The sequence below is a fragment of the Mycolicibacterium sp. TUM20985 genome (assembly GCF_030295745.1).
In the GTDB taxonomy this organism is placed as follows: domain Bacteria; phylum Actinomycetota; class Actinomycetes; order Mycobacteriales; family Mycobacteriaceae; genus Mycobacterium.
This window is the reverse complement of record NZ_AP027291.1, coordinates 845,650-870,933: the sequence shown is the minus strand read 5'-3', so window position 1 is coordinate 870,933 and position 25,284 is coordinate 845,650. Positions and strand designations below refer to the sequence as shown.

Annotated in this window: 29 protein-coding genes and 1 pseudogene; 17 read left to right on the top strand and 13 right to left on the bottom strand. The window is 67.0% G+C overall.

Translation table 11 applies throughout. The features are described from left to right. Positions 1 to 48: 48 nt before the first annotated feature. Positions 49 to 1,542 (bottom strand): multicopper oxidase family protein, encoded by a 1,494-nt coding sequence (locus tag QUE68_RS04225; protein ID WP_284232738.1) that lies wholly within the window; start codon positions 1,540 to 1,542, stop codon positions 49 to 51. Positions 1,543 to 1,669: 127 nt separating this feature from the next. On the opposite strand from QUE68_RS04225, the gene QUE68_RS04220 reads away from it, so the two are divergent. Further along, on the top strand, positions 1,670 to 2,179 hold the full coding sequence (locus tag QUE68_RS04220) for a hypothetical protein (RefSeq protein ID WP_284232737.1): 510 nt from the start codon (positions 1,670 to 1,672) through the stop codon (positions 2,177 to 2,179). Positions 2,180 to 2,188: 9 nt separating this feature from the next. Here the strand turns inward: QUE68_RS04220 and QUE68_RS04215 are convergent, their stop codons facing one another. Then, positions 2,189 to 3,346 carry a serine/threonine-protein kinase gene (locus QUE68_RS04215; RefSeq protein WP_284232736.1) on the bottom strand — a complete coding sequence of 386 codons (1,158 nt, stop codon included), beginning with the start codon at positions 3,344 to 3,346 and terminating at the stop codon, positions 2,189 to 2,191. Positions 3,347 to 3,388: 42 nt separating this feature from the next. After that, the gene (locus QUE68_RS04210; RefSeq protein ID WP_454786421.1) at positions 3,389 to 4,408 is read right to left on the bottom strand and encodes an oxygenase MpaB family protein; all 1,020 of its coding nucleotides are present in this window, start codon (positions 4,406 to 4,408) and stop codon (positions 3,389 to 3,391) included. Between the two features lie 67 nt (positions 4,409 to 4,475). Between QUE68_RS04210 and QUE68_RS04205 the strand changes: the two genes are divergently transcribed. Then, positions 4,476 to 5,090, top strand: a complete 615-nt coding sequence (locus QUE68_RS04205) for a TetR/AcrR family transcriptional regulator (protein WP_284224720.1) — start codon at positions 4,476 to 4,478, stop codon at positions 5,088 to 5,090. On the opposite strand, the gene QUE68_RS04200 is transcribed toward QUE68_RS04205, so the two are convergent. After that, positions 5,063 to 5,527 carry a hypothetical protein gene (locus tag QUE68_RS04200; RefSeq protein WP_284224717.1) on the bottom strand — a complete coding sequence of 155 codons (465 nt, stop codon included), beginning with the start codon at positions 5,525 to 5,527 and terminating at the stop codon, positions 5,063 to 5,065. The two genes, QUE68_RS04205 and QUE68_RS04200, sit on opposite strands and share 28 nt — an antisense overlap. A 126-nt stretch (positions 5,528 to 5,653) precedes the next feature. Continuing rightward, positions 5,654 to 6,115 (bottom strand): hypothetical protein, encoded by a 462-nt coding sequence (locus tag QUE68_RS04195; protein ID WP_284224714.1) that lies wholly within the window; start codon positions 6,113 to 6,115, stop codon positions 5,654 to 5,656. 215 nt (positions 6,116 to 6,330) lie between these two features. Between QUE68_RS04195 and QUE68_RS04190 the strand changes: the two genes are divergently transcribed. The 4 genes from QUE68_RS04190 to phoU all read left to right on the top strand — a co-directional run bounded on the left by QUE68_RS04190 (position 6,331) and on the right by phoU (position 11,426). Then, positions 6,331 to 7,332, top strand: coding sequence for an acyl-ACP desaturase (locus tag QUE68_RS04190; protein WP_284232734.1), 1,002 nt, complete (start codon positions 6,331 to 6,333; stop codon positions 7,330 to 7,332). Between the two features lie 74 nt (positions 7,333 to 7,406). After that, positions 7,407 to 8,492: a tRNA dihydrouridine synthase DusB gene (gene dusB / locus QUE68_RS04185; RefSeq protein WP_286275738.1), complete on the top strand. Its 1,086-nt coding sequence runs from the start codon at positions 7,407 to 7,409 to the stop codon at positions 8,490 to 8,492. 204 nt (positions 8,493 to 8,696) lie between these two features. Beyond that, a complete protein-coding gene (locus QUE68_RS04180) occupies positions 8,697 to 10,631 on the top strand; it encodes an LCP family protein (protein WP_284232732.1) in 1,935 nt (644 codons plus the stop codon). 126 nt (positions 10,632 to 10,757) lie between these two features. Further along, positions 10,758 to 11,426 carry a phosphate signaling complex protein PhoU gene (gene phoU / locus QUE68_RS04175; RefSeq protein WP_284232731.1) on the top strand — a complete coding sequence of 223 codons (669 nt, stop codon included), beginning with the start codon at positions 10,758 to 10,760 and terminating at the stop codon, positions 11,424 to 11,426. Here the strand turns inward: phoU and QUE68_RS29465 are convergent. Then, positions 11,420 to 11,637 (bottom strand): annotated as a pseudogene (locus tag QUE68_RS29465) (transcriptional regulator); the annotation flags it as partial. The gene phoU and the pseudogene QUE68_RS29465 sit on opposite strands and share 7 nt — an antisense overlap. On the opposite strand from QUE68_RS29465, the gene QUE68_RS04170 reads away from it, so the two are divergent. Next, complete coding sequence (locus QUE68_RS04170; RefSeq protein ID WP_284232729.1) at positions 11,587 to 11,850, top strand: hypothetical protein; 264 nt, start codon at positions 11,587 to 11,589, stop codon at positions 11,848 to 11,850. The pseudogene QUE68_RS29465 and the gene QUE68_RS04170 overlap by 51 nt on opposite strands. Here the strand turns inward: QUE68_RS04170 and pstB are convergent. From pstB to QUE68_RS04140, 6 genes are all read right to left on the bottom strand, one after another. Further along, complete coding sequence (pstB, locus tag QUE68_RS04165) at positions 11,847 to 12,623, bottom strand: phosphate ABC transporter ATP-binding protein PstB (RefSeq protein WP_284224704.1); 777 nt, start codon at positions 12,621 to 12,623, stop codon at positions 11,847 to 11,849. The genes QUE68_RS04170 and pstB overlap by 4 nt on opposite strands. A gap of 9 nt (positions 12,624 to 12,632) precedes the next feature. Next, a complete protein-coding gene (pstA, locus tag QUE68_RS04160; RefSeq protein ID WP_284224703.1) occupies positions 12,633 to 13,547 on the bottom strand; it encodes a phosphate ABC transporter permease PstA in 915 nt (304 codons plus the stop codon). After that, positions 13,544 to 14,593 carry a phosphate ABC transporter permease subunit PstC gene (gene pstC, locus QUE68_RS04155; protein ID WP_284224702.1) on the bottom strand — a complete coding sequence of 350 codons (1,050 nt, stop codon included), beginning with the start codon at positions 14,591 to 14,593 and terminating at the stop codon, positions 13,544 to 13,546. Before pstC ends, pstA begins: the two co-directional genes overlap by 4 nt. Before the next feature lie 48 nt (positions 14,594 to 14,641). Beyond that, positions 14,642 to 15,784 carry a phosphate ABC transporter substrate-binding protein PstS gene (pstS, locus tag QUE68_RS04150; protein WP_284232727.1) on the bottom strand — a complete coding sequence of 381 codons (1,143 nt, stop codon included), beginning with the start codon at positions 15,782 to 15,784 and terminating at the stop codon, positions 14,642 to 14,644. A gap of 123 nt (positions 15,785 to 15,907) precedes the next feature. Next, positions 15,908 to 16,828 (bottom strand): mycothiol synthase, encoded by a 921-nt coding sequence (mshD, locus tag QUE68_RS04145; protein WP_284232726.1) that lies wholly within the window; start codon positions 16,826 to 16,828, stop codon positions 15,908 to 15,910. Beyond that, entirely contained in the window at positions 16,825 to 17,607 is a 783-nt protein-coding gene (locus tag QUE68_RS04140) for a winged helix-turn-helix transcriptional regulator (protein ID WP_284232725.1), read from the bottom strand. The genes mshD and QUE68_RS04140 overlap by 4 nt, the downstream gene beginning before the upstream one ends. Before the next feature lie 190 nt (positions 17,608 to 17,797). Between QUE68_RS04140 and lmeA the strand changes: the two genes are divergently transcribed. From lmeA to QUE68_RS04100, 8 genes are all read left to right on the top strand, one after another. Next, positions 17,798 to 18,613, top strand: coding sequence for a mannan chain length control protein LmeA (gene lmeA / locus QUE68_RS04135; protein ID WP_284232723.1), 816 nt, complete (start codon positions 17,798 to 17,800; stop codon positions 18,611 to 18,613). A gap of 28 nt (positions 18,614 to 18,641) precedes the next feature. Further along, on the top strand, positions 18,642 to 19,067 hold the full coding sequence (locus QUE68_RS04130; protein ID WP_284234673.1) for a thioredoxin family protein: 426 nt from the start codon (positions 18,642 to 18,644) through the stop codon (positions 19,065 to 19,067). Between the two features lie 5 nt (positions 19,068 to 19,072). Continuing rightward, positions 19,073 to 19,189 (top strand): Ms5788A family Cys-rich leader peptide, encoded by a 117-nt coding sequence (locus tag QUE68_RS29460; RefSeq protein WP_349816657.1) that lies wholly within the window; start codon positions 19,073 to 19,075, stop codon positions 19,187 to 19,189. 91 nt (positions 19,190 to 19,280) lie between these two features. Further along, positions 19,281 to 19,739 carry a DUF4395 domain-containing protein gene (locus QUE68_RS04125; protein ID WP_454786453.1) on the top strand — a complete coding sequence of 153 codons (459 nt, stop codon included), beginning with the start codon at positions 19,281 to 19,283 and terminating at the stop codon, positions 19,737 to 19,739. A 36-nt stretch (positions 19,740 to 19,775) separates the two neighbouring features. Further along, positions 19,776 to 20,609 (top strand): sulfurtransferase, encoded by an 834-nt coding sequence (locus QUE68_RS04120; RefSeq protein ID WP_284232720.1) that lies wholly within the window; start codon positions 19,776 to 19,778, stop codon positions 20,607 to 20,609. A gap of 1 nt (position 20,610) precedes the next feature. Next, a complete protein-coding gene (locus tag QUE68_RS04115; RefSeq protein ID WP_029113174.1) occupies positions 20,611 to 20,913 on the top strand; it encodes a DUF1416 domain-containing protein in 303 nt (100 codons plus the stop codon). Between the two features lie 317 nt (positions 20,914 to 21,230). Next, a complete protein-coding gene (locus QUE68_RS04110; RefSeq protein ID WP_284230666.1) occupies positions 21,231 to 21,827 on the top strand; it encodes a heme-binding beta-barrel domain-containing protein in 597 nt (198 codons plus the stop codon). A 348-nt stretch (positions 21,828 to 22,175) separates the two neighbouring features. Continuing rightward, positions 22,176 to 22,607: a Crp/Fnr family transcriptional regulator gene (locus tag QUE68_RS04100; protein ID WP_284224693.1), complete on the top strand. Its 432-nt coding sequence runs from the start codon at positions 22,176 to 22,178 to the stop codon at positions 22,605 to 22,607. A gap of 342 nt (positions 22,608 to 22,949) precedes the next feature. Here QUE68_RS04100 and QUE68_RS04095 read toward each other — a convergent pair whose 3' ends face one another. Next, the gene (locus tag QUE68_RS04095) at positions 22,950 to 23,807 is read right to left on the bottom strand and encodes an aminodeoxychorismate lyase (RefSeq protein WP_454786420.1); all 858 of its coding nucleotides are present in this window, start codon (positions 23,805 to 23,807) and stop codon (positions 22,950 to 22,952) included. A gap of 41 nt (positions 23,808 to 23,848) precedes the next feature. On the opposite strand from QUE68_RS04095, the gene ygfZ reads away from it, so the two are divergent. Next, on the top strand, positions 23,849 to 24,928 hold the full coding sequence (gene ygfZ, locus QUE68_RS04090; protein WP_284232718.1) for a CAF17-like 4Fe-4S cluster assembly/insertion protein YgfZ: 1,080 nt from the start codon (positions 23,849 to 23,851) through the stop codon (positions 24,926 to 24,928). A gap of 146 nt (positions 24,929 to 25,074) precedes the next feature. Further along, positions 25,075 to 25,263 (top strand): DUF3073 domain-containing protein, encoded by a 189-nt coding sequence (locus tag QUE68_RS04085; protein WP_284224690.1) that lies wholly within the window; start codon positions 25,075 to 25,077, stop codon positions 25,261 to 25,263. The last annotated feature ends 21 nt before the right edge of the window (positions 25,264 to 25,284 follow it).

Genomic DNA, 25,284 nt, shown 5'->3' with positions numbered 1-25,284 from the left:
CGTGCACCGACCCGTGCCACGTCTTGCTCCCGATCCGCCTGTCACCGGTCACACCGCGTAGTCCAGGCTCGTCATCATGCCAGCCTCCTGGTGATAACCATTGTGGCAGTGCAACATCCACGTGCCGGGGTTGTCGGCCACAAGTGCGACGCCAACCGTCTGCCAGGGCCGCACGATGACGGTGTCCTTACTCGGCCCCGGTCGCCCGTTCGGTCCGGTCACCTCGAAGGTGTGGCCGTGGAGATGCATCGGATGCCACATCGCAGTCCGGTTCTCGAACGTCAGCGTGGCCCGTTGGCCCTCGTAGATCATGAGCGGCTCATCGTCGGGGTGGGACCGTCCGTTGATTGCCCAGGCGTAGCCCATCATGCCGCCCGTGAGCACGGCCGCTAGCGCGACGTCCGCCGGGGCCCGGTCCAATTGGGCCTGCGGCGCGGCGGTGAGAATGTCGACGGTCCCCACTTGGCCGTTGAGCTCGGCCGGCAAGAGAGCCGCGTCGGGTGCACTCCCCGCGCCCGTCACCAGCAGCGCGCGGGCGAGGGCGTTCTTGCCCTCGGCCATCGCCACCAACGGGAACACGCCATCGCCAGCGGTCACGACGACGTCGTACCGTTCGCCCATTCCGACCAGCACCGCATCGACGTCCATCGGCGTCACCGGATAGCCGTCGGTATGGGTGACGGTCATCGGGTGGCCGGCCAGGGCCACCCGGAAGGCAGTATCCGATCCAGCGTTGATGATTCGCAGCCTGATTCGCTGACCCGGCTTCGCGGAGAAGGTCGTGGGTGCGGCCGGGATGCGACCGTTGATCAGGTAGTAGGGATAGCTGACGTCGCCCGCGTCGCCGCCGAGTAGGGCACTGGTCCCGCCGCGGCCCATGGCCATCGGTCCCATTCCGGACATGCCCCCCATGCGGTGCAGGCCGTCGTAGATCTGCTGCGGGGACGGCCCGACGCCGTCGGTCCAGTCATCGAGCACCACGATCCACTCGGCGTCGTATCTACCCGGTTCGGCCGGGTCGTCGACGATCAGCGGGACGTACAGCCCCCGGTCGGCGTCGAGACCATTGGTATGCGGATGCGCCCAATGGGTCCCGGCGTCGGGAACCGAGAACCGGTAGGTGAAGTCGCCCCCCGCCGGGATGTTAGGGGTGGCAGGCTCGGCGCCGTCCATGTCGTTGCGGATGGCGATGCCGTGCCAGTGCACCGATGTCGGGTGGTCGAGTCTGTTGGCGACGGTCACCGCCACCTCGTCTCCGACGTTGGCCCGAATGACGGGCGCCGGTACTGCATCACCGAAGGCGAGGGTGCGGGCGATGGGCCCGCCGAGGTCGACGTCCACGGATTGTGGGGTGAGCGCGGCGGTCACGGTGCGACCGGTATGGGGACGTGCGGCCTCGGTGGTCGTGATCGCGGCGTCCCTCGCGGCGGGGTCGACCCGGCGCGCACTCCCCGGATGGCCTGCGCAGGCCGACGAGGCCGCCGCAACCACGCTGGCGGCCAGGAAGGTCCGCCTGCTCAGCCCTCGCCGCTCGCTGCGCATGCCTGCAGTGTGCCCACGCCGTGGCGGAGCCCGTTAGGGTCCTTCGGCCTCACCCGGGATAGCGGCGCCCGCGGCGAGCATGTGTGCATGGGCTGACGGCCAGCGCCATCCGGTTTACCCTTTCGCGATGCAGTCGTTCGTCGCCTCGCTCGCAGCGGCGCTGATGGTGGTCGTCTGCTCGGCGTGCGGACCCGCGCATGGTGCATCGGGGTCATCGGTGGTTCGACCCGCCGCGGCCGACGGGTACGCCCCTGGCAGTGACGTGCCGGAGACGTTGGCCGCCGCGACCGCTGCCGCGCAAGCCACGATGGACCGGTTCGCCGCCGGTGACTACGCCGGCGTGTGGGAGCACATGGACCGCGCCGTCCGTGCCGGCATCACGCAGGAAGACTTCGTCACGTTCTACGACACGTGCAAGAAGGCGGGCCAGAGGCTCAGCGTCGCGGGCCTGCGCCTGCAGCCCGAGAACGAGGCGATCGTGCTCGTGAAGGTCAACGGCATCGAGCGCTCCCGGATCATGGTGTACCAGGACGGCGTCTGGAACATGCAGGCCACCGACGACTTCGCCGCGCACCTCGGGGAGCCCGTCGAGCGGATCATCGCCGAGGAGGAAGCCGCCGGGCTCTGCACCCGCTGACCCGCGCGCTCACTCGCCCCGCTCGGGCTTCGGTTTCTTGGGACCCCCGCCCGGTCCGTTCCCCGGCCGCTCCTGCGGCACCGGCGCAAGGGTGAGCGTCGGCGTGGTGGTCGGTGGTGCGACGACCGACGTACTCACCGACGTCGGCGGAGTCGTCAGGGGTGTCTCCGACGTGGCGGGGCGGGACGTCGTCACCTCCGCGATGACCAGCACCAGCCCGAGTATCAGCGCAGCGCCAATCGCCAACCCCGCCAACACCTTTCGTCGTCTTCCTGGAGGTGGCGGCACCATGACGCCGCTCATCGGCGCAACCGCGCCCGCCAGCGGAGCGGGAAGGATCAGCGTCGGTGGCCGTACCGACTGCAGCGCCGCACGCATGGTGTCGGCGTCGGGGAAGCGGTGCCGGGGGTCCGGGGCCATGGCGCGGTCGATGACGCCGGCGAGGTGGGGATCGATGTCGGGACGCACGGCCGTCAGCGGCGGCAGCTGGTGTTCGACGATGGCCCGCATCAGAGAGGCCGGGTCGGGTTGGGGGAACGGCATGCGCCCGGTCAGCGCCTCGTACCCAACCGCGCCCACGGCGTACAGGTCGTCGAGCGGGGTGGCGGGCTGCCCGGCGATGCGTTCCGGGCTGAGGTAGGCCATCGTTCCGACCATCTGACCGACGCTGGTCAGGTCGGTATCACCCGACTTCGCGATGCCGAAGTCGGCGATCTTCGCCTCCCCCGCTGCCCCTAACACGATGTTGGCCGGTTTGACGTCGCGGTGCAGGATGCCCGCGGCGTGGGCGACGCTCAGCCCCGCCAGGACGTCCCCCAACACGCCGCGCACGTACTGCGGCGACAGCGCGCCGCGGGCGATGAGGTCCAGCAGGGTCCGCCCGGGTAGGCGCTCCATGATCAGGTATGGCGTACCACCGCGTTGGGCATCGTGACCACCGTCGTGGACGACGACGATGTTGGGATGGTTCAGCGCTGCGGCTGATCTGGCCTCGAATTCGATCCGTGCCCGGCACTCCGGGTCCGCGCTGAACGCCGGGTGCAACAGCTTCACCGCGACGGGACGCTGCAGACGCGTGTCCCAACCGTCGTACACCGTGGCCATCCCGCCGCGTCCGAGAACGCCGCGGATCTCGTATCGCCCTCCGATGAGTTCCCGAGCAGCCACCGGACCCACGCTAGCGGCAGCCGCAATAGCGGCCCCGCCAAATCAGACCTTGGGGCAGTAGTGCATCGGGTTGTCCCGCTCGTCGAGCGGCGGCAGGTTGCGCGCCGGCGTCTCGGGCAGCGGCGAGTCGGCGGGGACGCGACCGTTGACGCGGTCCCAGCCCGCACGGGCGCGGGGATGCATGCGGCGGCGTTTGGGGAGCAGCGAGAACGCGACGTGCACCAGCTCGCCGAGCCGTCGGTGCAACCATTCGTCTCGCGCCGTCCAGGTGTATCCCATCAGCGTCCGGACCGGCGGGTCGTACAGGCCGACGGTGAACCAGACGAAGAAGGGCCCGACGAGCCTTCGCTGCAGACGCCACATCCACTCCGGCATCTTGTCGGCCCACGGCGGCTTGGGCAGTTCCGACAGGTCCAGCACGGCGCGTGCCGCGAAGTTGTTCTCCAACACGTCGTGGCACATGTGGTCCCAGTACTTCTGAAAGTCCTCCCACGTCTCGGGCACCGGGCGCATGCTCATCCCGTACATGCGGTACCACTCGACGTGCTCGTCGAACAGTTGGCGTTTCTCCGCCTCCGTGATTCCCCCGCAGAGGCGCTCCGCCACGATGAGCGTTCCCATGAAGAACGTCGAGTGCGCCCAGTAGAAGACGTCGGGGTTCAGGGCGTGATACCGACGCCCTTGCGCGTCAACACCTTTGATGTCGGTGTGGTAGTCGCGGACCTCGGCGCCCGTTCGTGGCGCCCGGGCGGTGTCGAACACGACCCCGCCGATCGGATACAAGGACCGCAGCAGGCGCGGCCACCGTTCGCGGAAGAAGGTCGAGTGCTCCTCGACCGCGGCGCCGAGCTGAGGATGCATGTTCTGCATCGAGCCCGCCCACGGGCCCTGGAGCAGACCACGCCAGTCGCCGAAGTACTTCCACGTCAGCGAGTCGGGTCCCAACGGGACGGGCGGGACGTCGTAGCCCCCCGGCGCGACCGGACAGCCGGAATCGATCTCCCGGTCGACGCGCTTGGACCCGCTGGTCACCGGGCATGTCTCAGAAGTATCTTGAGTCACTGTTGACCTCCCGAGGGCCGACTGAAATTCTGACTACGCACGTTGTCAATACGAGCTTAGGAGACATGTGCCTTCCGGTCAACGACGGGGACGCTGGTCCGGTGTCCCGCTGCACGACCGGCAGGCGCTTCGCCGCGACGAACTCATTACCGCAGGAGTGAACGTTCTCGGCGGCGAGAGCGGCTCGGCGCTCACCGTGCGCGCCGTGTGCCGTTCCGCCGGACTCACCGAACGCTACTTCTACGAGAGCTTCCAAGACCGCGACGACTTCGTCCGGGCGGTGTACGACCACGTCTGCAGCACCGCCATGACTGCCCTGACGTCCTCGACCACCCCGCGCGACGCCGTCGAGAGATTCGTCGCCCTCATGGTCGACGATCCCGTGCGGGGGCGGGTGCTCCTGATCGCACCGGAACGGGAGCCCGTCTTGACGAAGTCCGGCGCGGAGTGGATGCCGAGCTTCATTCAGCTGCTGCAACACAAGCTGACGCAGATCAGTGACCCCGCAGTCCAAGCGATGGTCGCGACAGGACTCGTCGGCGCGCTCACCGCATTGTTCACGGCCTACCTCAACGGCCGCCTGGAGGCCACCCGCGAGCAGTTCATCGACTATTGCGTCGACATGCTGCTCAGCCGGGCGTCGAGCCACTCGGGCTATTCGCCGGGGGCGCCTGGCGTCTGACCGGCCATGGCGAGCTGATCCTGCTCGTTCTGAGCCGCCGCTGCCTCGGCCTCTGCCTTGGCTTCTTCCTCGTCCGCCGCCGACTGTGCGGCGCGGCCCTCGGGACTGCCCAGCGAGGAACCCGGCGTCGTGGCCGTGGCGACGCCGCCGTTGCAGTTCAAGTAGAACTGCACGGTGTCCGACACGTGAATGCCGTCATTGGCGCTGGCGAACGGCGCGGTCTGCGAGCGCTCGACGATGCAGTCACCCTCGGAGAGCTTGCTACCGACGCGTGAGGCGACGACCACGGTCTGACCGGAATCACTGGCTGCAGACGAGGCGTCGGAATACGTCTGACCGGCGTAGTCGTCCGCGGCGGATGCGACGCCCCCACCAAGGAGCGCCGATACAGCGAGGGCGCCGATGGCGCCGGAACCAACAACGATGAGCTTCTTCACTTCTAGCCCTATCTGTCCGCGGAGTCGCAATGTCTTACTCGCGGGGATGATACCGCCGTCGGGCACACGCCGCAGCGCCTCCCACCAGTCAGCGTGGAAGGCCAATCGTGAAGCGGGGGCGCGGTGCTACTCGCCGCCCTGCTGAGCATCGACGGCAGCGAGCTCGTCGTCCTGCGCCTGCTGCGCCGCCGCTGCCTCTTGAGCTTCCCGTTGCTTCTTTGCTGCCAGATCCGCCTGATAGATCTTCTGACCTTCGGGGCTCTGGATCGAGAACCCAGGCCAATTGCTGGTCGAGTACTTGGCGTAACAGTTCAAGTTGACTTTCATCTTGCCGCCGGCCTGGTTGCCGAAGCCGTCGATACCAGCGGCCGGTGTGGCACTGGTGACGATGCAGTTGTCCCAATCTTTGCGATCGCCAACGGTTGACGCGACGACCGGCGTCATGCCCTGCTGACTCAGTGCCGCCTTGGCGTCTGCATACGTTTGCCCAACGACACCGTCGTCAGCCGAGGCGACGCCACCGCCGAGCGTCAGTGCCACCGCAGCCGAGCCGAGCGCACCAACACCGGCAACCAAGATCTTGTTCACGTAGGTGGGACCTTTCGTCACCGCTTCGGCGCAGAGCCAGCGATTTGCGTTTGCCAGGAGGGGGGTTCGTTCCCGACGGATCCTACCCTCCCCTGGCAGTTCCCCGTGAGCCGCCGATGACGGTTTCGCAACACTTCGCCGGGCAGAACTTGATGTCACCACGAGGCACAGATATATTGAGTGCAACCAATGGGTACAGATAACTGGGAGGGTTCATGTCGCCGGAGTTGACCGACCTGCAGCTACTGCACGAACTCGAACCGGTTGTCGAGGACAACATCAACCGCCACATGCGGATGCGCAAGGACTGGAATCCGCACGACTACATCCCATGGTCGGACGGCAAGAACTACTACGCCCTCGGCGGCCAGGACTGGGATCCGGATCAGTCGAAGCTCTCCGAGGTCGCGCAGATCTCGATGTTGCAGAACCTGCTGACCGAGGACAACCTGCCGTCCTACCACCGCGAGATCGCGATGAACTTCAGCATGGACGGCCCCTGGGGTTACTGGGTCAACCGATGGACGGCCGAGGAGAATCGGCACGGCATCGCCCTGCGCGACTACCTCGTCGTCACTCGCGCCATCGATCCGTTGGAGCTCGAGGAGCTGCGCCTCGAGCAGGTGACGCGCGGCTTCAGCCCCGGCCAGGGCCCGCAGGGTGAGATGTTCGCCGAGAGCCTCTTCGACTCGGTCATCTACGTCACGTTCCAGGAACTGGCCACCCGGGTGTCGCACCGCAACACCGGTAAGGCGTGCAACGAAACCGTCGCCGACCAACTGCTGCAACGGGTTTCGGCTGACGAGAACCTGCACATGATCTTCTACCGCGACGTGAGCGCGGCGGGTCTGGACTTCGCCCCGAACCAGGCGATGAAGTCCCTGCACCGGGTACTACGCAATTTCAAGATGCCCGGCTACACGGTGCCCGAGTTCCGTCGCAAGGCGGTCATCATCGCGGTCGGCGGCGTGTACGACCCTCGCATCCACCTCGACGACGTGGTGATGCCCGTGCTGAAGAAGTGGCGCATCTTCGAGCGTGAGGACTTCACCGGCGAGGCGGCCGCGATGCGCGACGACCTCGGCAAGCTCGTCGAGGAACTCGAGGACACCTGCCAGAAGTTCGAGATCGCCAAGGAACGGCGACTCGAACGCGAGCGCAAGATGGCCGAGAAGAAGGCCATGAAGAACCTCCTGGTGACGTCATCGGCGTCGTAACCGAGCAACTCGCGTCGGCCCGGTCCTTAAGGATCGGGCCGATCGCGTTGCGCAGCCCCGTCGTGCTGGCCCCGATGGCCGGCGTCACCAACGTCGCCTTCCGCACCCTTTGCCGCGAGCTCGAACTGGCCCGCGCCGGCACCGTCAGCGGCCTCTACGTCTGCGAGATGGTGACGGCGCGAGCCCTCGTCGAACGCAATGCGGCCACGATGCACATGACCACCTTCGGCTCCGAGGAGTCACCCCGGTCGCTGCAGCTCTACACCGTCGACCCCGAAACCACGTACGCCGCGGCGAAGATGATCGTCGACGAGGACCTGGCCGACCACATCGACATGAACTTCGGCTGCCCCGTGCCCAAGGTCACGCGCCGCGGAGGCGGTGCAGCGCTGCCGTACAAGCGCAGGCTCTTCGGTCAGATCGTGGCCGCCGCCGTCCGCGCCACCGAGGGCACCCGGATCCCGGTCACCGTGAAGTTCCGGATCGGCATCGACGACGACCACCACACCCACCTCGACGCAGGCCGAATCGCCGAACGGGAAGGCGCGGCTGCGGTCGCACTGCATGCTCGGACGGCCGCGCAGCGCTACTCGGGCAGCGCCGACTGGTCTCAGATCGCCGAGCTGAAGCAGCACGTGACGACCATCCCCGTCCTCGGGAACGGCGATATCTTCGACGCCGATGACGCCGTTCAGATGATGGCCGTGACGGGGTGTGACGGAGTCGTCATCGGCCGCGGCTGTCTCGGCCGGCCGTGGCTTTTCGCCGAATTGTCCGCAGCGTTCACCGGCAACCCGTGCCCGACTCCGCCGACGCTCGGCGAGGTCGCCGTCATCGCGCGTCGGCACGGCGAGCTCCTGGCCGCTCACTTCGGCGAGGACAAGGGCATGCGCGACATCCGCAAGCATGTGGCCTGGTATCTGCACGGTTTCCCCGCAGGTGCGGACCTGCGGCGCGCGTTGGCACTGGTCAAGACGCTTGGCGAGCTTGATGACCTGCTGTCCCAGCTCGACCCCGACGTGCCGTTTCCGCGTGCGGCCGAGGGTCCGCGCGGACGCCAGGGGTCTCCGGGTTCGGTGGCCCTTCCGGAGGGCTGGCTGCGTGATCCGGACGACTGCTCGGTGCCGGTCGGCGCCGACGTCATGCACTCGGGCGGCTAATTCGTCTCGGTAGCGAGACGTCTTCGAGACTGCACTGACGCATTTGCTGACTGGCTCGATCGCCCGTTGTCTCAGTACGATGAGGGTTCTGCGTCGGGTTTCGATTGGCGGACCCCCGGGCGTACTGCTACAAGGACAAGAAGCAGACGAACACGATTGGCGCGCGTGGCGCGGAGTTCCCGACAGTCCGGAGGCCGGTGAGACATGAGTGACGGCGACAACGCCGCTCCCGGTCATCGGTCCCCGGAGCCAGTCGAGGACGCCACGGGTGACGCACCCGCCAACGACTGGATTACCCGATCGCCCCGTTCCGCGCCAGGCGCCGCGCCGTGGGAGCGTTCACCACTTCACGACGCGCCACCGGCTAGCCCGGTATCTGGAAACCACACGGACGGCGTGACCGTCGCCGACCTGATCGCCAAGATCTCCGGCACGGCGCCCCCAATCGCCGATCGCGACCCGGACACCGAGGTCATCCCGGTCGTTCCGGCCCATGCCTCGGAGTTGCCGATCTTGACGGGGCGTGACCGGGAGCCAGCCGCACCCGAGAAGATCGCCGCCGCCCACGAACCGGTCAAGGTCTCGGCGCACCGCGGCAGGCGCACGGCCGTGGCCATGGGCCGAGTGGCGGCTGCGCTCATCGCCGTCCTCGCGCTGGCCTTGACCGGCGCCGCATGGCAGTGGCAGGCCTCGAAGAATCACAACCTCAACAAGGTGGCGGCACTGGACCCCGGGTCGCGCGACATCGTCGATCCCGGCGCGCAATTCGGTGACGAGAACTTCCTCATCGTCGGCACCGACAGTCGCATCGGGCAGAACAGCGACATGGGCGCTGGCACCACGGATGACGCCGCGGGTGCCCGATCGGACACCATCATGTTGGTCAACATCCCGGCCAACCGCAAACGCGTTGTGGCGGTGTCGTTTCCACGCGACCTGTCGATAACACCCATGGAGTGCGAGCACTGGGATCCCACCACCGGTGCCTATGGACCTGCGACGGATCCAGAGTCGCCGGTCTACGGAATGGACGAGGTCTACACCGAGACCAAGCTCAACTCCGCCTACGCCGTAGGTGGGCCGAAGTGCCTGGTGAAGGTGATCCAGAAGCTGTCCGGTCTCTCCGTCAACCGGTTCATGGCCGTCGACTTCGCCGGTTTCGCCAAGATGGTCGATGCCCTCGGTGGCGTCGAAGTCTGCAGCACCACCCCCCTCGAGGACTACGAACTGGGAACCGTTCTGGCCGACGCGGGCAGGCAGGTGGTCGACGGCCACACCGCCCTGCAGTACGTCCGGGCCAGACAGGTCACCACCGAGACCAACGGTGACTACGGCCGGATCAAACGCCAGCAGCTGTTCCTGTCGTCGTTGCTGCGATCGCTGATCTCCAAGGACACGTTCTTCTCGCTGACCAAGCTCAACAACGTCGTCAACATGTTCATCAACGACAGCTACGTCGACAACATCCAGACCAAGGATCTCGTCGACCTCGGCCAGTCGGTCCAGGGCGTCAGCGCCGGGCGCATCACGTTTTTGACGGTGCCCACCGTCGGGTACGCGGACGAATACGGCAACGAGGTGCCCCGCACAGACGACATGCGCGCTCTGTTCGACGCAATCATCAACGACGATCCGCTACCGGAGGAGAAGAACGCCGACAACACTCCGGTACCCCCGACGCCGGAGGCTGCTGCTCCCTCGCCGGCCGACTCGAATGATGAACTCGTCGACGCGGTGACCACGAGTCCCACCGATATCACCGTGCGGGTATCGAATTCCACCGGTGAAGACGGTCTGGCAACGACGGCGGCCACCGAACTCGAAGAGCACGGTTTCAACGTCGATACGCCGGACGACTATCCCGGCCCACTCCAGGCGACCACCGTCTTCTTCTCGGCAGGCAACGAACAGGCCGCCGCCACCGTCGCGTCGTCGTTCGCGACGCCGACCATCGAGCGGGTGTCCGGTATGGGCGACGTCATCCGCGTCGTACTCGGCTCGGACTTCAATGCAGTGAACGCGCCGTCGCCCAGCGGATCATCGGTGCAGGTCCACGTGGTGCACGACCGCAGCGGCGAGACGACGCACCTGCCAGAGGATTTGACGGTCACCAACGCCGCCGACACCACGTGTGAATGAGGCCCGCCGCCCCCACCGACGAGCGCTGGCGACAGCCGCGTTCGCCCCGTCGTGGCAGGTGGCATTCACCGTTCGTTCACCCGGTTGGTCGTGACGATCGTCATGCCCAGGCGATAGGCTTCTTACATGCGTACCGCCTACCATGAGCAGCTGGCTGCCCTGACCGACCAGCTCGGCGAAATGTGCAGACTTGCCGGCTTGGCCATGGAGCGGGCCACTCAGGCACTGCTGCAGGCCGATCTCGTCCTCGCCGAGCAGGTCATCACCGACCACGAGCAGATCGCGGCGATGAGCGCACGGGCCGAGGAAGCCGCGTTCGTGCTGCTGGCCCTGCAGGCGCCCGTCGCCGGTGACCTCCGCGCCATCGTCAGCTCCATCCAGATCGTCGCCGACGTCGACCGGATGGGCGCTCTGGCGCTACACGTCGCGAAGATCGCCCGTCGACGTCATCCTCAGCACGCGTTGCCCGAGGAAGTCAACGGGTACTTCGCCGAGATGGGCCGGGTAGCCGTCGAATTGGGCACTAGCGCCCAAGAGGTACTGGTCACCCGTGACCCGGAGAAGGCCGCGCGGATCCGTGAAGAAGATGACGCGATGGACGATCTGCACCGCCACCTGTTCTCGGTGCTGATGGACCGCGACTGGAGGCACGGCGTCACCGCGGCGGTCGACGTCACGCTGCTGAGCCGCTTCTACGAGCGCTTCGCCGATCATGCCGTCGAGGTGGCACGACGCGTCATCTTCCAGGTCACCGGCCGCTTCCCCGACGAAGAATCCGTTCCCGCGCCTCAGTGACGGGCGATCCGCACGCCGTTCCTCCTGGCCGACAGCAGATCGCGCAAAAAGGCCGCCACGACCTGGCGCTCGGCATTGCGGTAGGCCTGCAGGAAGTCCTGCACTTAGCGCGACATCTCGTCGCGCACCTGCCGGTGGGCGCCTCGACTAGTCCTTGCACGTGCTTGGACACGGTGCCCTTCAGCTGGCCGGTCCGGGCGGCCGCCCCGAGAGCGTCGTCGGCATCACCATCAGCGGCGTAGGGCTCGCCAGCGTCCAGCCCGACGTTCTCGGGCGCATGCGCATCGACGCCGTGCCAAAGCCGTTCACCCTGGTCGCGTCTGGCCAGCTGCACCTCCCGGTGGAGTCCAGACCGTTGGCTCACGTCGAACGAGCGTGGACGGCAACGGGGCCGTCGGGCACGCGGGTGGTGCTGGCGCCCTAGCCGAAGCGGCCGGAGATGTAGTCCTCGGTGGCCTTCTGCGTCGGGTTGGAGAAGATCTTCTCGGTGTCGTCGATCTCAACCAACTTGCCCGGCTTGCCCGTCGCCTCGAGGTTGAAGAACGCGGTCTGATCGCTCACCCGGGCGGCCTGCTGCATGTTGTGCGTGACGATGACGATCGTGAAGTCCTGCTTCAACTCCGCGATGAGATCTTCGATCGCCAGCGTCGAGATCGGGTCCAGCGCCGAGCACGGCTCGTCCATCAGCAGGACGTCGGGTTGCACCGCTATCGCGCGGGCGATGCACAGCCGCTGCTGCTGGCCACCGGACAACCCGCCGCCGGGCTTCTCCAGCCGGTCCTTGACCTCGTTCCACAGGTTGGCACCCTTGAGTGAACGCTCGGCCACTTCGTCGAGCGCCTTCTTGCTGTGCCTGCCCTGCAACTTCAGCCCGGCCACCACGTTGTCGCGGATTGACATGGTGGGAAAGGGATTCGGCCGCTGGAACACCATGCCGATGGTCTTGCGGACACCGACGGGATCAACGCCGGCCCCGTAGATGTCCTCGCCGTCAAGGAGCACCGAACCCTCCACGCGCGCACCGGGAATGACTTCGTGCATCCGGTTGAGCGTCCGCAACACGGTGGACTTTCCGCAGCCCGACGGACCAATGAACGCCGTCACGCTGCGCGGTTGCACAGACAGCGCCACGTCGGCCACCGCGTGGAATGACCCGTAGTAGATGTTGACGTCTTTGAGATCGAGGCGCTTGGCCACGGGAAACTCCTAAACCTTCTTGGGGGAAAAGATCTTCGAGACGAGTCGCGCCCCGACGTTGAGAATGGCGATCAGGAGGACCAGCGTGAGGGCGGCGCCCCACATCCGGTCGGTGGGGATCGGGTTGGAGCCGGCACCGGCGGAAATCTGGTCGTACATCATGCCGGGGAGCGAGCCCATGAAGCCGCCGAACATGTCGAAGTTGATGGACGCGGCATAACCGACCAGGATCAGCAATGGCGCGGTCTCGCCCATCACGCGGGCCAGCGCGAGCATGATGCCGGTCACGATGCCCGACAGCGCCGTCGGTATGACGATGCGGACGATGGTCTTCCACTTCGGCACGCCCAGTGCATAACTCGCCTCGCGGAGATCCATCGGCACGATGCGCAGCATCTCTTCCGTGGCCCGCACGATGACCGGGATCATGAGCAGCACCAGGGCCAGCGAGACGGCGAACCCCGACCGCTCGAACCCCAGCGTTGCGACCCACAGTGCATAGATGAACAGCGCCGCGACGATCGACGGCACACCCGTGAGGATGTCGACCATGAAGGTCGTGATCTTGCCCAGCCGCGTTCCACCGCCGTACTCGACGAGGTACACCGCGACCATCACGCCGATGGGGATCGAGATGATCGAGCAGACCAAGCCTTGCAATAGCGTGCCCATGACGGCGTGGTAGACGCCACCACCCGCCGAGAAGGCCGTCGTTCCGGCCTGTGAGTTGGTGAACCAATTCGCGGCGGTGACAGCGGCGAGGCCCTTGCTGATCACGGAGTAGAGCACCCAGATCAGCGGGACCAGCGCCACCAACACCGATGCCGAGACCAAAACCGTCGCAGCGTTGTTGGTGAGCTTCCTTCGGGAGCTGACGCCCTGGAAGGTGGGCGCCTTGACGGGTGGATCGAGTGTGGTGGTCATGCCTTGGCACCTCTTCCGGCGACTGCGGCGCGGGCCGCGGAGTTCACCACGAACGTGAGGATGAACAGCACCAGGCCAGCCGCGATATAAGCGCCCGCCTTGTACTGATCGTTGAATTCGCTTGCCGCGGAGGCAATCTTGCTCGCGAAGGTGTAGCCGCCGTCAAACAGCGACCATCCGAATGCGGTCTGCGTGCCGCGCAGGATGATCAGCAGCGCAATGGTTTCACCAAGCGCACGACCGAGGCCGAGCATCGCGCCGCTGATGTAGCCCGATAGACCGAACGGCAGCACCGTCGTCCTGACGACCTCCCACCGCGTGGCACCGAGGGCGAGGGCGGCCTCGATCTGACCCCGCGGCGTCTGAATGAACACCTCGCGGGAGACGGCCGTGATGATCGGCAGGATCATGACGGCCAGCACGATGCCCGCGGTGAACACGGTGCCGCCGCCGGCGACCGACGCCGTGCCGGTCTTGAACAGGAACAACCAGCCCAGCTCGGAGTTGAGCCACATCGCCACCGGCTTGAGCACGGGCGCGAGTACGTACAGTCCCCAGACGCCGTAGACGATCGACGGCACCGCCGCCAACAGGTCGACCACGTACGCCAGCGGGCCGGCGAGACGCCGCGGGGAGTACTGCGTCAGGAAGATGGCGATGCCGAGGGCGATCGGCATGGCTAGGAACAAGGCGAACAGCGAGACGAAGACCGTCACCTGGAGCAGGTCGAGGATGCCGAACTGCATCGCCGAGGTGTCCGTGGTGACCCAGTTGCCGCCGTAGGTGAAGAAGTTCGCCGTATTGCGGGCCAGAGCGGGGATGGCCCGCCAGAGCAGGAACACCGCGATCGCCCCGATGAGGACGACGATGAGGATGCCCGCACCCTTGGCGAGACCGCCGAAGATCCGGTCACCCAGGCGTACCTTCCCGCCCCTGGAGGGGTTGGTGGAGATGGGTTCCGGAGCGGGAAAGGGCGAGGCGATCACTTCGCCCGATCCCGCACCGGTGGGGTTCGGTGTCGTCACTGTTATCCCGTTGTCGGTCATTGGTTCCAGAACCCATCCTCACCGCGTTGGTGGCGCTACGCCAACCAACTATGCAATTGCGTCGACGGACTTGAGCAGACGCTCCTTGAAAGTGTCCGGCAGCGGAACGAATCCGGCCGCGGACAGGTTCGCCTGACCCTGGTTCGCCGCGGCAGTCAGGAATGACTTCACCGCGGCGGCGGTGTCGGCGTCGTAGCCCTTGGAGCAGACGATCTCGTACGTGGCCAGCATCAGCGGGTAGGCGCCCGCTTCCTTGGACGCGTACAGCGCGTCCAGGTCGAGCGTCAGGTCCATGCCCTCGGCCTTGAACTTGGCGTCGCCGACGGCCTTCGCCGTCGAGTCGTCGGTCAGTTCGACCGCACCGGCACCGCTATCGATCTGCGCGAACGGCAGGTTCGCCGCGGCGGCCGGGCTCTTCTCGACGTAGCCGATCGAACCGGGCGTGGCCTGGACGGCCTGGACGACGCCGGACGACTTCTGGGCGCCCTCACCCGCGCCGCCCTGGAACTCCTTGCCCGCACCCTTCGTCCAGGTCTGCGGCGCGGCGGCGGTGAGGTACCTCTGGAAGTTGTCGGTGGTGCCCGAGGAATCCGAGCGGTAGATCGGTGTGATCGCCGTGTCCGGCAGCGTGGCGTCGCTGTTGAGCGCGGCGATGGCCGGGTCGTTCCACTTGGTGATTGCCCCGGTGAAGACCTTGGCCAGCACGTCGGCGTTCACGACCAGCTTGTCGACGCCCTCGATGTTGTAGGCCATCGCGACCGGACCGAACACCAGGGGCAGGTTCCATGCCGGGTTTCCGGCGCAGCGCTCGGCGGCCGGCGCGACCTGGTCCTCGGCGAGTGCGGAATCCGAGCCTGCAAAGTCGACCTGCTTGGCCAGGAACTGCGTCACACCCGCGCCGGAACCGGTGGGGTTGTACGACAGAGACTTGCCCGAGCAGACCTCGCCCCAGGCCTTGTTGAATTCGGCGATCGCATTCTGCTGAGCCGTGGAGCCCTCAGCCGTCAGGGTGGCCTTGCCGCCGCAGTCGGCCGCTGCGGAGGAGGATGACGATCCCGACGCAGAGCTCGACGATGATGTTCCGGCGTTGTTGTCACTGCCGCACGCGGTCATCGTCATGGTGGCGAGTACCGCCGCCGACAGAGCCAGCACCGGAGTGCCGACACCCTTGCCAAAACTATTGAGCTTCACTGATCCCACTTTCGGTTTTGTCTGCCTCAGGACTCCACGGCAACGTATGCGGCCCCGGTGGACGGATCGCGGACGAAAGGTGAACGAGCGGTGAACAGCCTCAGCGATTTCACAGCTGAGGGGCTAACGACGGGTGTACGCCACGTCCGCGGCAAACACTTCGAAATCCAGCCGCCGATAGGTCTTCACGGCGGCTGAGTTATCTGCCTCGACGTAAAGGGCCACCTCGGCATCCGCCCCGAGCCGCTCTGCGAGGTGGTGCAGACCGACCAGGGTCAGCGTCGCTCCCAACCCGCGTCCCTGGGCCCTCGGATCGACGCCCACGACGTACACCTCGCCGAGCCGACTTCCCGGGTCGCTTCGCTCCTGCCCTCCGAGGTCGGGGCCATGCACCTTCGTCCAGTGAAACCCCAGCAGCCCGCCGGTCTCCGAGTCGAACGCCAGGAACAGCCCCTCGGGGTCGAACCAGGGTTCGCCGCGCCGCTCGGCGAGGTCGGCTTCGGTCCAGCCGCCCTGCTCCGGGTGCCAGGCGAAGGCCGCATTGTTGACCCTGAGCAGCTCCGCGTCGTCGGTGGGCCCGGCGTAGGTCCGCAGCACGATTCCCTCGGGAGCCGGCACCGGCGGGAGGTCACGTAGCGATCTCCGCATTTGCAGCAGTTCGCGGACCGCGACGAGGTCGAGCGCGCCGGCCGTGGCCTTGGCCGACGCGAGGTTGCCGTGCGCCCAGACGCGGGCGCCGGGGCCGCCCTCGGCGAGGCCGGCACGGATCAGCGCCGCTCCGATTCCCCGTCGGCGTGCGTCGGGATGGACGGCCACCTCGGCCATCGCGGGTGCGTCCTGATCCGGCCGCACCAGGTTCAGGTAGCCGACGATGGCGCCGTCGGCCATGGCGACCAGGTGCCCGGTGCGGTCGTGAGACAGTTCACGAAGCACCTGGTCACCAACGGGCGAAGTGCCGTCCACCGCGCCGGCGGCCTCGAAGAGGCTCCTGGTGCGATGCTGTTCATCCTCCGAAAGCGTTGTCCGCCAAAAGATTTCGTTCACTGCATACGAAGTGGGTCGCTCAGGGCCTCGGTGAAGCCCGCGGAGTCGTCGCCGTAGGCGTCCGCGTCGTCGAATTCATTGGGGTCGTGGTCGGGAAGGGGCGGACGGCCTCGCGCGGGCCGCACGGCCTTGTATCCGACGTTGCGAACGGTGCCGATCAGCGATTCGTATTCGGGGCCGAGCTTGGCGCGGAGTCGTCGGACGTGGACGTCGACGGTGCGGGTGCCACCGAAGAAGTCGTAGCCCCACACCTCTTGGAGAAGTTGCGCCCTGGTGAAGACCCGGCCGGCGTGCTGTGCCAGATACTTCAGCAGCTCGAACTCCTTGTACGTGAGGTCGAGTGGCCTGCCTCGCAGCCGGGCGGTGTAGGTGCCCTCGTCGATGACGAGTTCGCCGAGGTTGACCTTGCCTGCACTTTCCTGGTCGGCGGCACCGCCGCGGCGTCCGACGATCAGCCGCAGCCGGGCGTCGATCTCGGCGGGGCCCGTGCTGGGCAGCAGAATCTCGTCGAGACCCCACTCGACGTTCACGGCGACCAGACCGCCTTCGTTCACGACGGCGACGACCGGTACCGACGTCCCGGTGGTGCCCAGCAGCCGGCACAGCCCTCGGGCTGCGGCAAGATCGGTTCGGGCATCGACGATCGCCACGTCCGCGCTGCCCGCCTCCAACAGCGAAGACACCTCGGTGGGTGCGGACCGGACGTTGTGCGCCAGCAGCGCCAACGACGGCAGGACCGACTCGGGGTGTGGGTCGACGGTCAGTAGCAAAAGATCCAACGGGTCCTCCAGCGTGTTTCGGGAAGATCACCTGACGTCGGTGTCCGGGCAATGTCCCAGATTCATGGCGGACACGCCGCCGTTACCGGCCGACGCTGGCATAACGATAGCGTGCAACCTGCTAATTAGCCGCGCTGAGCGCTGCCGGTCCATCCCCCGGCGCTCCGCTGCCTCCCGCCGCGGGGTTCCCGTGGGCCAGAATGTCCGAGTGCGCAAGCTGCTGATCGGACTCGTCGCCACGGTGACGACCCTCGCCGTCGGCGGCCTCGGCGCCGACTTCGGCACCGCCATCTACGCCGAGTTCCGGTGGGCGCGCAGCGTACGCACCGCCAACGACCTGCCCTTCGACCCCTGGGTGGGCATTCTGGGGTTCCCCTTCATCACCCAGGCGAGAGGCCACGACTTCAAGGAGGTGGAGATCCGAGCCGGCGGGGTGGACAACGCGATAGTCGGCAAGGCCTCGATCGAGGCAACCCTGCACAACGTCGACCTGACGGGGACCTCCTGGCTCATCGGCCCGGATTCCACGCTCCCGGTCGGCAAGCTGGAGAGCCGCCTCATCGTCGACTCGACGCACGTGGGGCGCTTCATGGGCATCAAGGACCTGCTCGTCGAAGCGCCACCCAAGGAGACGAACGACGCCACCGGCGGGACGACGGAATCGGGTATCTCGGGGAGTCAGGGACTGGTGTTCACCGGAACACCCACCGCTGCGGGGTTCAGCGAGCGGGTCAGCGTGGCGGTCGACCTGTCGACACCAGACGACGACGAGACCACGCTGGTGTTCACCGCGACCGACGTGCTGACGGGTCCCGGGACGGCCGACGAGGCGGTGCCCGACGACAAGAAGGCGGCCGTCCTCGCGGCGTTCGGCAGCAGGATGCCAGGGATGAAGCTCCCGTTCGGCATCGCGCCCACCACCGAGGGCGCGCGCGGCTCGGACATCATCATCGAAGGCATCACCACGGGAGTAACGGTGGCCCTCGATGGGTTTAGGCAAAGATGAGCGCTTGCACGAAGAACAGACGATGCGGATGAATGCCTCACTTCCGGTCGTGATCGGGGTGCTCGTGGCGGCTTTAGCGGTGGCGATCGTGATCGGACGCCTGCTCACCAAGCGTGAGGGTGTGCTCCGCAGCAGCGAAGCCTCTCCCGCCACCGCGGAGGCTTCCGAGCTGGGACTGCCCGCAGGTGCGCCCGCGATAGTGCACTTCAGCGCGAACTGGTGCGGACCGTGCGCCGGGGTGCGACGGGTGGTCGACGACGTCTGCGCCGAGCTTCCGCGGGTGGCCCACGTCGAGATCGATTTGGACGCCAATCCGTCCCTCGCGCGGCAGCTTTCGGTCATGTCGCTGCCGACCACGTTCATCTTCGACGCCGACGGTCGACAGCGGTACCGCAGCTCGGGCGTGCCCAAGGCCGCTGACCTGCGGTCGGCTCTCCAACCACTATTGGCCTGACGACCATGTCATTGGGTACGCTGTCGGTCGTGTACACCCGCCTCGAGCTTCGGCTCACCAAGCGCCGCGCAGTCGATCTGTGCCGCGTTGCGGGTTGTTGCTGTTGTTGTCGTAGCTGCTAAGCAGCTTCGCGCCCGTCGCGTCGCCCTCGGAGCAGCCGTTCTGGCATGCCCACGCCCAGTTCCGTGACAACAGCAGGAGAGACTCGTGCCCATCGAGACCACCGGACCCGACCAGGTCGACGTGCGGGGACCGCGTTTCACCGCATGGGTCACGACTGCGGTCATCGTCATCGCCCTGATCGCGTCGGCGTACAGCTACCTCGCCGCTGCCGTCGTGCTCGCTCTGCAGGCCGTCGTCTTCGCGATTGGTGCGGTCGGGGGCCCGCGTAAGCATCCCTATGGCCGGGTGTTCGCCACGGTGGTCGCGCCGCGGCTCGGCCCGGTGACCCAGCGGGAGCCGGTGCCACCGCTCAAGTTCGCCCAGCTGGTCGGGCTGGTGTTCGCCGCCTTCGCGGCCATCGGCTTCGCCACCGGCCTGGCCACGGTCGGCCTCCTCCTTACCGCGTTCGCCTTGATCGCGGCCTTCCTCAACGCCGCCTTCGGCATCTGCCTGGGCTGTCAGCTCTACCCGTTCGCCGCAAGTTTCCGCAAGACACCCACCACGGCCTGATCGCCGAAAATCGCACTGACCGAAGGGAATTCATCCATGGCACGCTCCGACGTCCTGGTCACCGCCGACTGGGCCGAGAGCAATCTCGACGCGCCAGGCGTCGTCTTCGTCGAGGTCGACGAGGACGCCAGCGCCTACGACGGCGGCCATATCGCCGGCGCCGTCAAGCTGGACTGGCGCAACGACCTACAGGACCCCGTGAAGCGGGACTTCGTCGACCAGGAGCAGTTCTCAAAGCTGCTGTCCGACAAGGGCATCGCCAACGACGACACCGTCGTCCTCTACGGTGGCAACAACAACTGGTTCGCGGCGTACGCCTACTGGTACTTCAAGTTGTACGGCCACCAGGACGTCAAGCTGCTCGACGGCGGCCGCAAGAAGTGGGAGCTCGACGCCCGCCCGTTGAGCGCGGACGCGGTGAACCGCCCGGCGACGTCGTATCAGGCCGCCGCCCCGAACACGAAGATCCGCGCCTTCCGCGACGAGGTGATCGCCGCCATCGGCATCAAGAACCTGGTCGACGTGCGCTCCCCCGACGAGTTCTCGGGCAGGATCCTCGCGCCCGCGCATTTGCCGCAGGAGCAGAGCCAGCGCGCGGGCCACATCCCCAGTGCCATCAACGTGCCATGGAGCAAGGCGGCCAACGAGGACGGCACGTTCAAGTCCGACGCCGACCTCGAGAAGCTGTATGCCGAGGCAGGCCTGGACGGCTCCAAGGAGACCATCGCCTACTGCCGGATCGGTGAGCGCTCGTCGCACACCTGGTTCGTGCTGCAGGAACTCCTCGGACACACCAACGTCAAGAACTACGACGGCAGTTGGACCGAATATGGCTCCCTGGTGGGGGCCCCGATCGAGTTGGGAAGTTGATATGTGCTCTGCACCGAAACAAGGACTGACGTTGCCCTCCAGCGTCGACCTGGAGAAGGAGACGGTCATCACCGGCCGTGTCGTCGATGGCTCCGGCCAGACCGTCGGCGGGGCGTTCGTGCGCCTGCTCGACGCGTCCGACGAGTTCACCGCCGAGGTCGTCGCCTCGGCGACCGGTGACTTCCGCTTCTTCGCCGCACCGGGCACGTGGACGCTGCGCGCCCTGTCGCCCGCGGGCAATGGAGACGCCAGCGTCGCACCGTCGGGCGCGGGAATCCACGAAGTCGACGTCAAGGTCGCCTGACCTCCACGGACGAGCGGTGCCCCGCCGGGTCGGGGCACCGCTGACGAGCCAGAACCCCCGGTCGCGTCGTGCGCACCCGGCGGAACTAGAATCGACGACGTGGTGCTCTTCTTCGAGATTCTGCTCATCGTGGCGGTCGTCGTCATCACCTGGTTCGCCTTGTACACGGTGTACCGGCTCGTCACCGACGAGTTGTGACGGCTGACCAGAACCCCGAACTCCCCGATGAGGCAACCGCTTCAGCGGCTTCGGAGAGTTCGTCGGGTCCAGTAACTGCGCCCGCCCCCGGTTCTGCGGATCGGGCGGTCGCGGCGGCCATCGAGCGCGCCAAGGTCACGGCTGCGCGGAACGTCCCGTCATTCGACGACCTACCCGTCTCGGCCGATACCGCGAACCTCCGCGAGGGCGTCAGCCTCAACGACGCGCTGCTGGCCCTGCTGCCGCTCGTCGGGGTGTGGCGCGGCGAGGGCACGGGACGCGGCGCCAACGGCGACTATCCCTTCGGCCAGCAGATCATCGTCTCGCACGACGGCGGCGAATACCTGAACTGGGAAGCCCGCTCCTGGCTGCTGTCCGAATCCGGCGAATACGAGGGGCCCTCACTCCGCGAGTCCGGCTTCTGGCGGTTCGTCAATGATCCGGACGACCCCGCCGAGTCACAGGCGATCGAATTGCTGCTGGCCCACTCCTCCGGTTACGTCGAGCTGTTCTACGGACACCCGCGGAATCAGTCGTCGTGGGAGTTGGCGACCGATGCGCTCGCCCGCAGCAAGTCGGGGGTGCTCGTCGGTGGAGCGAAACGTCTGTACGGGATCGTGGAGGGCGGCGACCTGGCCTACGTCGAGGAGCGGGTCGACGCCGACGGCGGGCTCATCCCGCATCTGTCCGCGCGGCTGTCGCGCCACGTCGGCTAGTGCGCTCTCGATTCCTCGCCGCGGCCGTTGCCGGGGCAGCGCTCCTCTCGTCGTGCAGTTCGGAGACTCCCGCTTCGCCCACGCAGACTTCCCCATCGCCGTCGACGGGCCACGGGACCTACGCCTCCTGTCTGGCGGAGAACGGCGTATCGACGCCGCCGGCCGGACCGGGCGCCCCTGCCGGGGTCGACGCACAGACGTGGGCCAACGCCCGAGAAGCGTGCGCGGACGAGGCACCCGGGCCCGCGAGCTAGCCAGGCAAACCGTCGTACGTGTTCCGGCCTGCAGATTAAATCCAGACGCTAAGCTCGGCGCTATCGCGGGCACATAGTGAATCGGGGAACTTCCATGAAGGCCGATCCAAAGGGACACGAGGACGACGTTCGTCGGTTGCGTGAGTTCGCCGCCTTCGAGAAGTTCTCCGACGACGACTTGTTGCGGCTCGTTCGAGCAGCGCATCACACCTCGACATCCGGACCATGGCCACTGATCCAGGAACAGACTCCTTCGGAAGCCTGCTGGATCCTGCTGAGCGGCGAGGCGGGGGTGTACATCGGCCGCGACCGCGTTGCCGTGGTCGGGCCAGGCGAGGTGATCGGTGAATCCGTCCGCCACGGCAAACTTCGAAACGCGACCGTGACGACGGTCGGGCGGGCCGAGGTGCTGCACATAGCGCGCGAAGACGTCGTTCGACTGGTCGAGGAGATACCAGCGCTCCGTGAAGTGATGGATGAGACTGCGGCGCGACACATGCCGAAGTCGACCGCAGACCCCAGTTGACCTCGCTGCACCAGCAGAACTCGCTCGCGGAGGCCGCCTACCGCGAACTCGAGCGGCGCTACGTTGCCGGTGACGACGCCGGAATCTGATCAGCGGCGTCGCCACCTCCAGACATGGGGCAACCCCCGAGCCGTTGGTTCCTGGTTGGACGGACCGAGAGGCTCGGGGGTCGGGTGACTGCTGGGAATTCGCCAGCGCACGCTGGAAAAAACCCGGTGCTGCTAGCGGGCAGCCACCTCACTTGTCCATGAGCTAATCAAATTCTCGGACCACCTCCTCTCACGTGTAAAACCGAAGGTACTCCCGAATTCAGGGACCGACAACCGATTTTCTTGCGACGTTTCAGCGGTCCCTCGCGACGGCCTCGGCGACGAGTGCGGCCATGTCGACGGACCCTCCCGACAGAGGTAGGGGTGCCCCGTCCAGCGTGTGGATGCGGGCCGCCAGAGTCACGCTCGACAGGAGCCAAACACCCTGTGCGGCAACCAGATCTTCGACTCTCAGCAGTCGCTCGTCGCAGCACGTGCCACGTGCGCGAGCCGCGTCGAAGACCGCCCGCACGGTGGTGCCGGGGAGGATCGGCAGAGTCGTCGGCGGGGTGGCCAATGCACCGTCGCCATCGGCAATCACGACGCTCGAGCGGGGCCCCTCCAGAACGAATCCGTCGGCGCTCACCAACACCACGTCACCGACGCCGAGACGGTCGGCGTGACGCAGCGACGCAGCGTTGACGCCGTACGACAGCGACTTCGCCCCCGCCACCGACCACGGCGGGGTCGCCACGCCACTCGCCGCCACTCCGCTCTCCAGCGTCATCGCAGACACTCCGTCGCGCCGTGACACCAGCACGCGGTCGGGCAGTGTCGAGACGACGACGAAGCCCGTCGCTCCACCATCCCGTGTCCGTCCCAAGACCAACCTCAGCACCGCGTCACCACCACCGGGCCACTGCGCCGAGGCTGCGACCGCGACCGCCCGCCATGGCGCAGGGTCGGGCCGCGCCAGGCCGATGATCGCGGCTGAACTCACCAGTCGCTCGAGGTGCGCCTCGAGCAGGCACGGCCGCCCGTCGCGGACCAACACGGTCTCGAACACGCCGTCGCCACGGAGGAACAGCGGGTCGTCGACGAAGGCAACCGGATGGTCCGCCGACACGACCGCGCCATCGAGCGTGACGACGATCTCGCCATGGGGCGCCATGGGGCCCGAGAGTAATGCGGCGCCCTCCGTACGCTGGAGGGATGTCCGCCATCCCCGCACCAGAATCCGGACCGGACGCCGGTGCCACGTGGCACTACGGCGACCCGTTCGGGGAACAACGCGCAGCCGAGACCGGCGTTGCGGTGGTGGACCGATCGCACCGGGCGTCGATCCAACTGACGGGCGACGAGCGGCGGAAGTGGCTGCACACGATCTCCAGCCAGCACGTCAGTGAACTCCCCGACGGCGCCGTCGTGGAGAACCTGAACCTCGACGTGCAGGGCCGTGTCGAAGACCACTGGCTGCAGACCCAACTGGACGGCGTCACCGTCATCGACACCGAGCCGTGGCGGGGTGAGCCGTTGTTGGCCTATCTGCGCAAGATGATCTTCTGGGCCGACGTCGTCGTCGAACCCGCGGACCTTGCGGTGTTGTCGCTCATCGGACCTCAGGTGAGCGATTCGGCCGTCCTCGAGACCATCGGCATTCCGGCGTTGCCGGACGTGGCCTCCGCGGTACCGCTGGCGGACGGCGGCTTCGTCCGCACGCTTCGCGCCGGCGAGGTCGATCTGGTGGTCCCGCGAGCCACGGCTGCCGGTTGGCGTGAGCGGCTCACCGCCGCCGGGGTACGGCCTGCAGGCGTCTGGGCGTACGAAGCCCGTCGCGCGGCGCAGGTCCGCGCCCGGCTAGGCGTGGACACCGACGAGCGGACCATCCCGCACGAGGTGGGATGGATCGGAGGGCCGGGCGACGGCGCGGTGCACCTCGACAAGGGCTGCTACCGCGGACAGGAGACCGTCGCACGGGTCCACAACTTGGGCAAGCCGCCACGGATGCTGGTCCTGCTGCATCTGGACGGGTCTGCCGACCGGCCGGTCACAGCGGATCCCATCCTTGCTGGTGGACGCTCGATTGGCCGGCTCGGCACCGTCGTCGACCACGTAGATCTCGGGCCCATCGCCATCGCGCTGCTCAAACGCGGAGTCCCCGCCGACACCGAGTTGACGACCGGCGGCGAGACACCCGTCAAGGCCCTGATCGACCCCGATTCGCTGCCCGTGGTCGCCGAAGTGGGCGCTGGCCGGCGCGCCGTGGAACGTCTGCGGGGCAATCAGCGTTGAACGACACGTCGCCGCGCTCGGCGCGGAGACGGGCCTGCCAGCATGAGACCGTGAGGCACGGTAAAGTGTCGACAGGACGATAAACACACTCAGATCGGAGCCGCCTGCTAATCGGGCCGCTCCGTTATTGCGCGAGGGGGTCCCTTATGGGCCGCGGCCGGGCGAAGGCGAAGCAGACTAAGGTCGCTCGTGACCTCAAGTACAGCTCTCCACAAACCGATTTGAAGCGGTTGCAGCAGGAGCTGGGCGGTTCCGGGTCCCCCGAGCCGGAAATCCTCAACGGAGATGCGCCCGTCGACGACCGCTGGGTCGACGACGACGACTGGCGTCGCTGACGGGGTCTCGCGCCCCGGGCT

What these genes read in the sequence shown, in the direction of transcription:
- QUE68_RS04095 (WP_454786420.1), bottom strand. Translation starts at nt 23,807, where the DNA reads ATGGCGCCCCATGGCGAGATCGTCGTCACGCTCGATGGCGCGGTCGTG.
- dusB (WP_286275738.1), top strand. Translation starts at nt 7,407, where the DNA reads ATGGCCGGCGTCACCAACGTCGCCTTCCGCACCCTTTGCCGCGAGCTC.
- QUE68_RS04100 (WP_284224693.1), top strand. Translation starts at nt 22,176, where the DNA reads ATGAAGGCCGATCCAAAGGGACACGAGGACGACGTTCGTCGGTTGCGT.
- QUE68_RS04085 (WP_284224690.1), top strand. Translation starts at nt 25,075, where the DNA reads ATGGGCCGCGGCCGGGCGAAGGCGAAGCAGACTAAGGTCGCTCGTGAC.
- QUE68_RS04120 (WP_284232720.1), top strand. Translation starts at nt 19,776, where the DNA reads ATGGCACGCTCCGACGTCCTGGTCACCGCCGACTGGGCCGAGAGCAAT.
- QUE68_RS04190 (WP_284232734.1), top strand. Translation starts at nt 6,331, where the DNA reads ATGTCGCCGGAGTTGACCGACCTGCAGCTACTGCACGAACTCGAACCG.
- QUE68_RS29460 (WP_349816657.1), top strand. Translation starts at nt 19,073, where the DNA reads ATGTCATTGGGTACGCTGTCGGTCGTGTACACCCGCCTCGAGCTTCGG.
- QUE68_RS04130 (WP_284234673.1), top strand. Translation starts at nt 18,642, where the DNA reads ATGAATGCCTCACTTCCGGTCGTGATCGGGGTGCTCGTGGCGGCTTTA.
- phoU (WP_284232731.1), top strand. Translation starts at nt 10,758, where the DNA reads ATGCGTACCGCCTACCATGAGCAGCTGGCTGCCCTGACCGACCAGCTC.
- QUE68_RS04225 (WP_284232738.1), bottom strand. Translation starts at nt 1,542, where the DNA reads ATGCGCAGCGAGCGGCGAGGGCTGAGCAGGCGGACCTTCCTGGCCGCC.
- pstA (WP_284224703.1), bottom strand. Translation starts at nt 13,547, where the DNA reads ATGACCACCACACTCGATCCACCCGTCAAGGCGCCCACCTTCCAGGGC.
- QUE68_RS04115 (WP_029113174.1), top strand. Translation starts at nt 20,611, where the DNA reads ATGTGCTCTGCACCGAAACAAGGACTGACGTTGCCCTCCAGCGTCGAC.
- QUE68_RS04220 (WP_284232737.1), top strand. Translation starts at nt 1,670, where the DNA reads ATGCAGTCGTTCGTCGCCTCGCTCGCAGCGGCGCTGATGGTGGTCGTC.
- ygfZ (WP_284232718.1), top strand. Translation starts at nt 23,849, where the DNA reads ATGTCCGCCATCCCCGCACCAGAATCCGGACCGGACGCCGGTGCCACG.
- pstC (WP_284224702.1), bottom strand. Translation starts at nt 14,593, where the DNA reads ATGACCGACAACGGGATAACAGTGACGACACCGAACCCCACCGGTGCG.
- QUE68_RS04180 (WP_284232732.1), top strand. Translation starts at nt 8,697, where the DNA reads ATGAGTGACGGCGACAACGCCGCTCCCGGTCATCGGTCCCCGGAGCCA.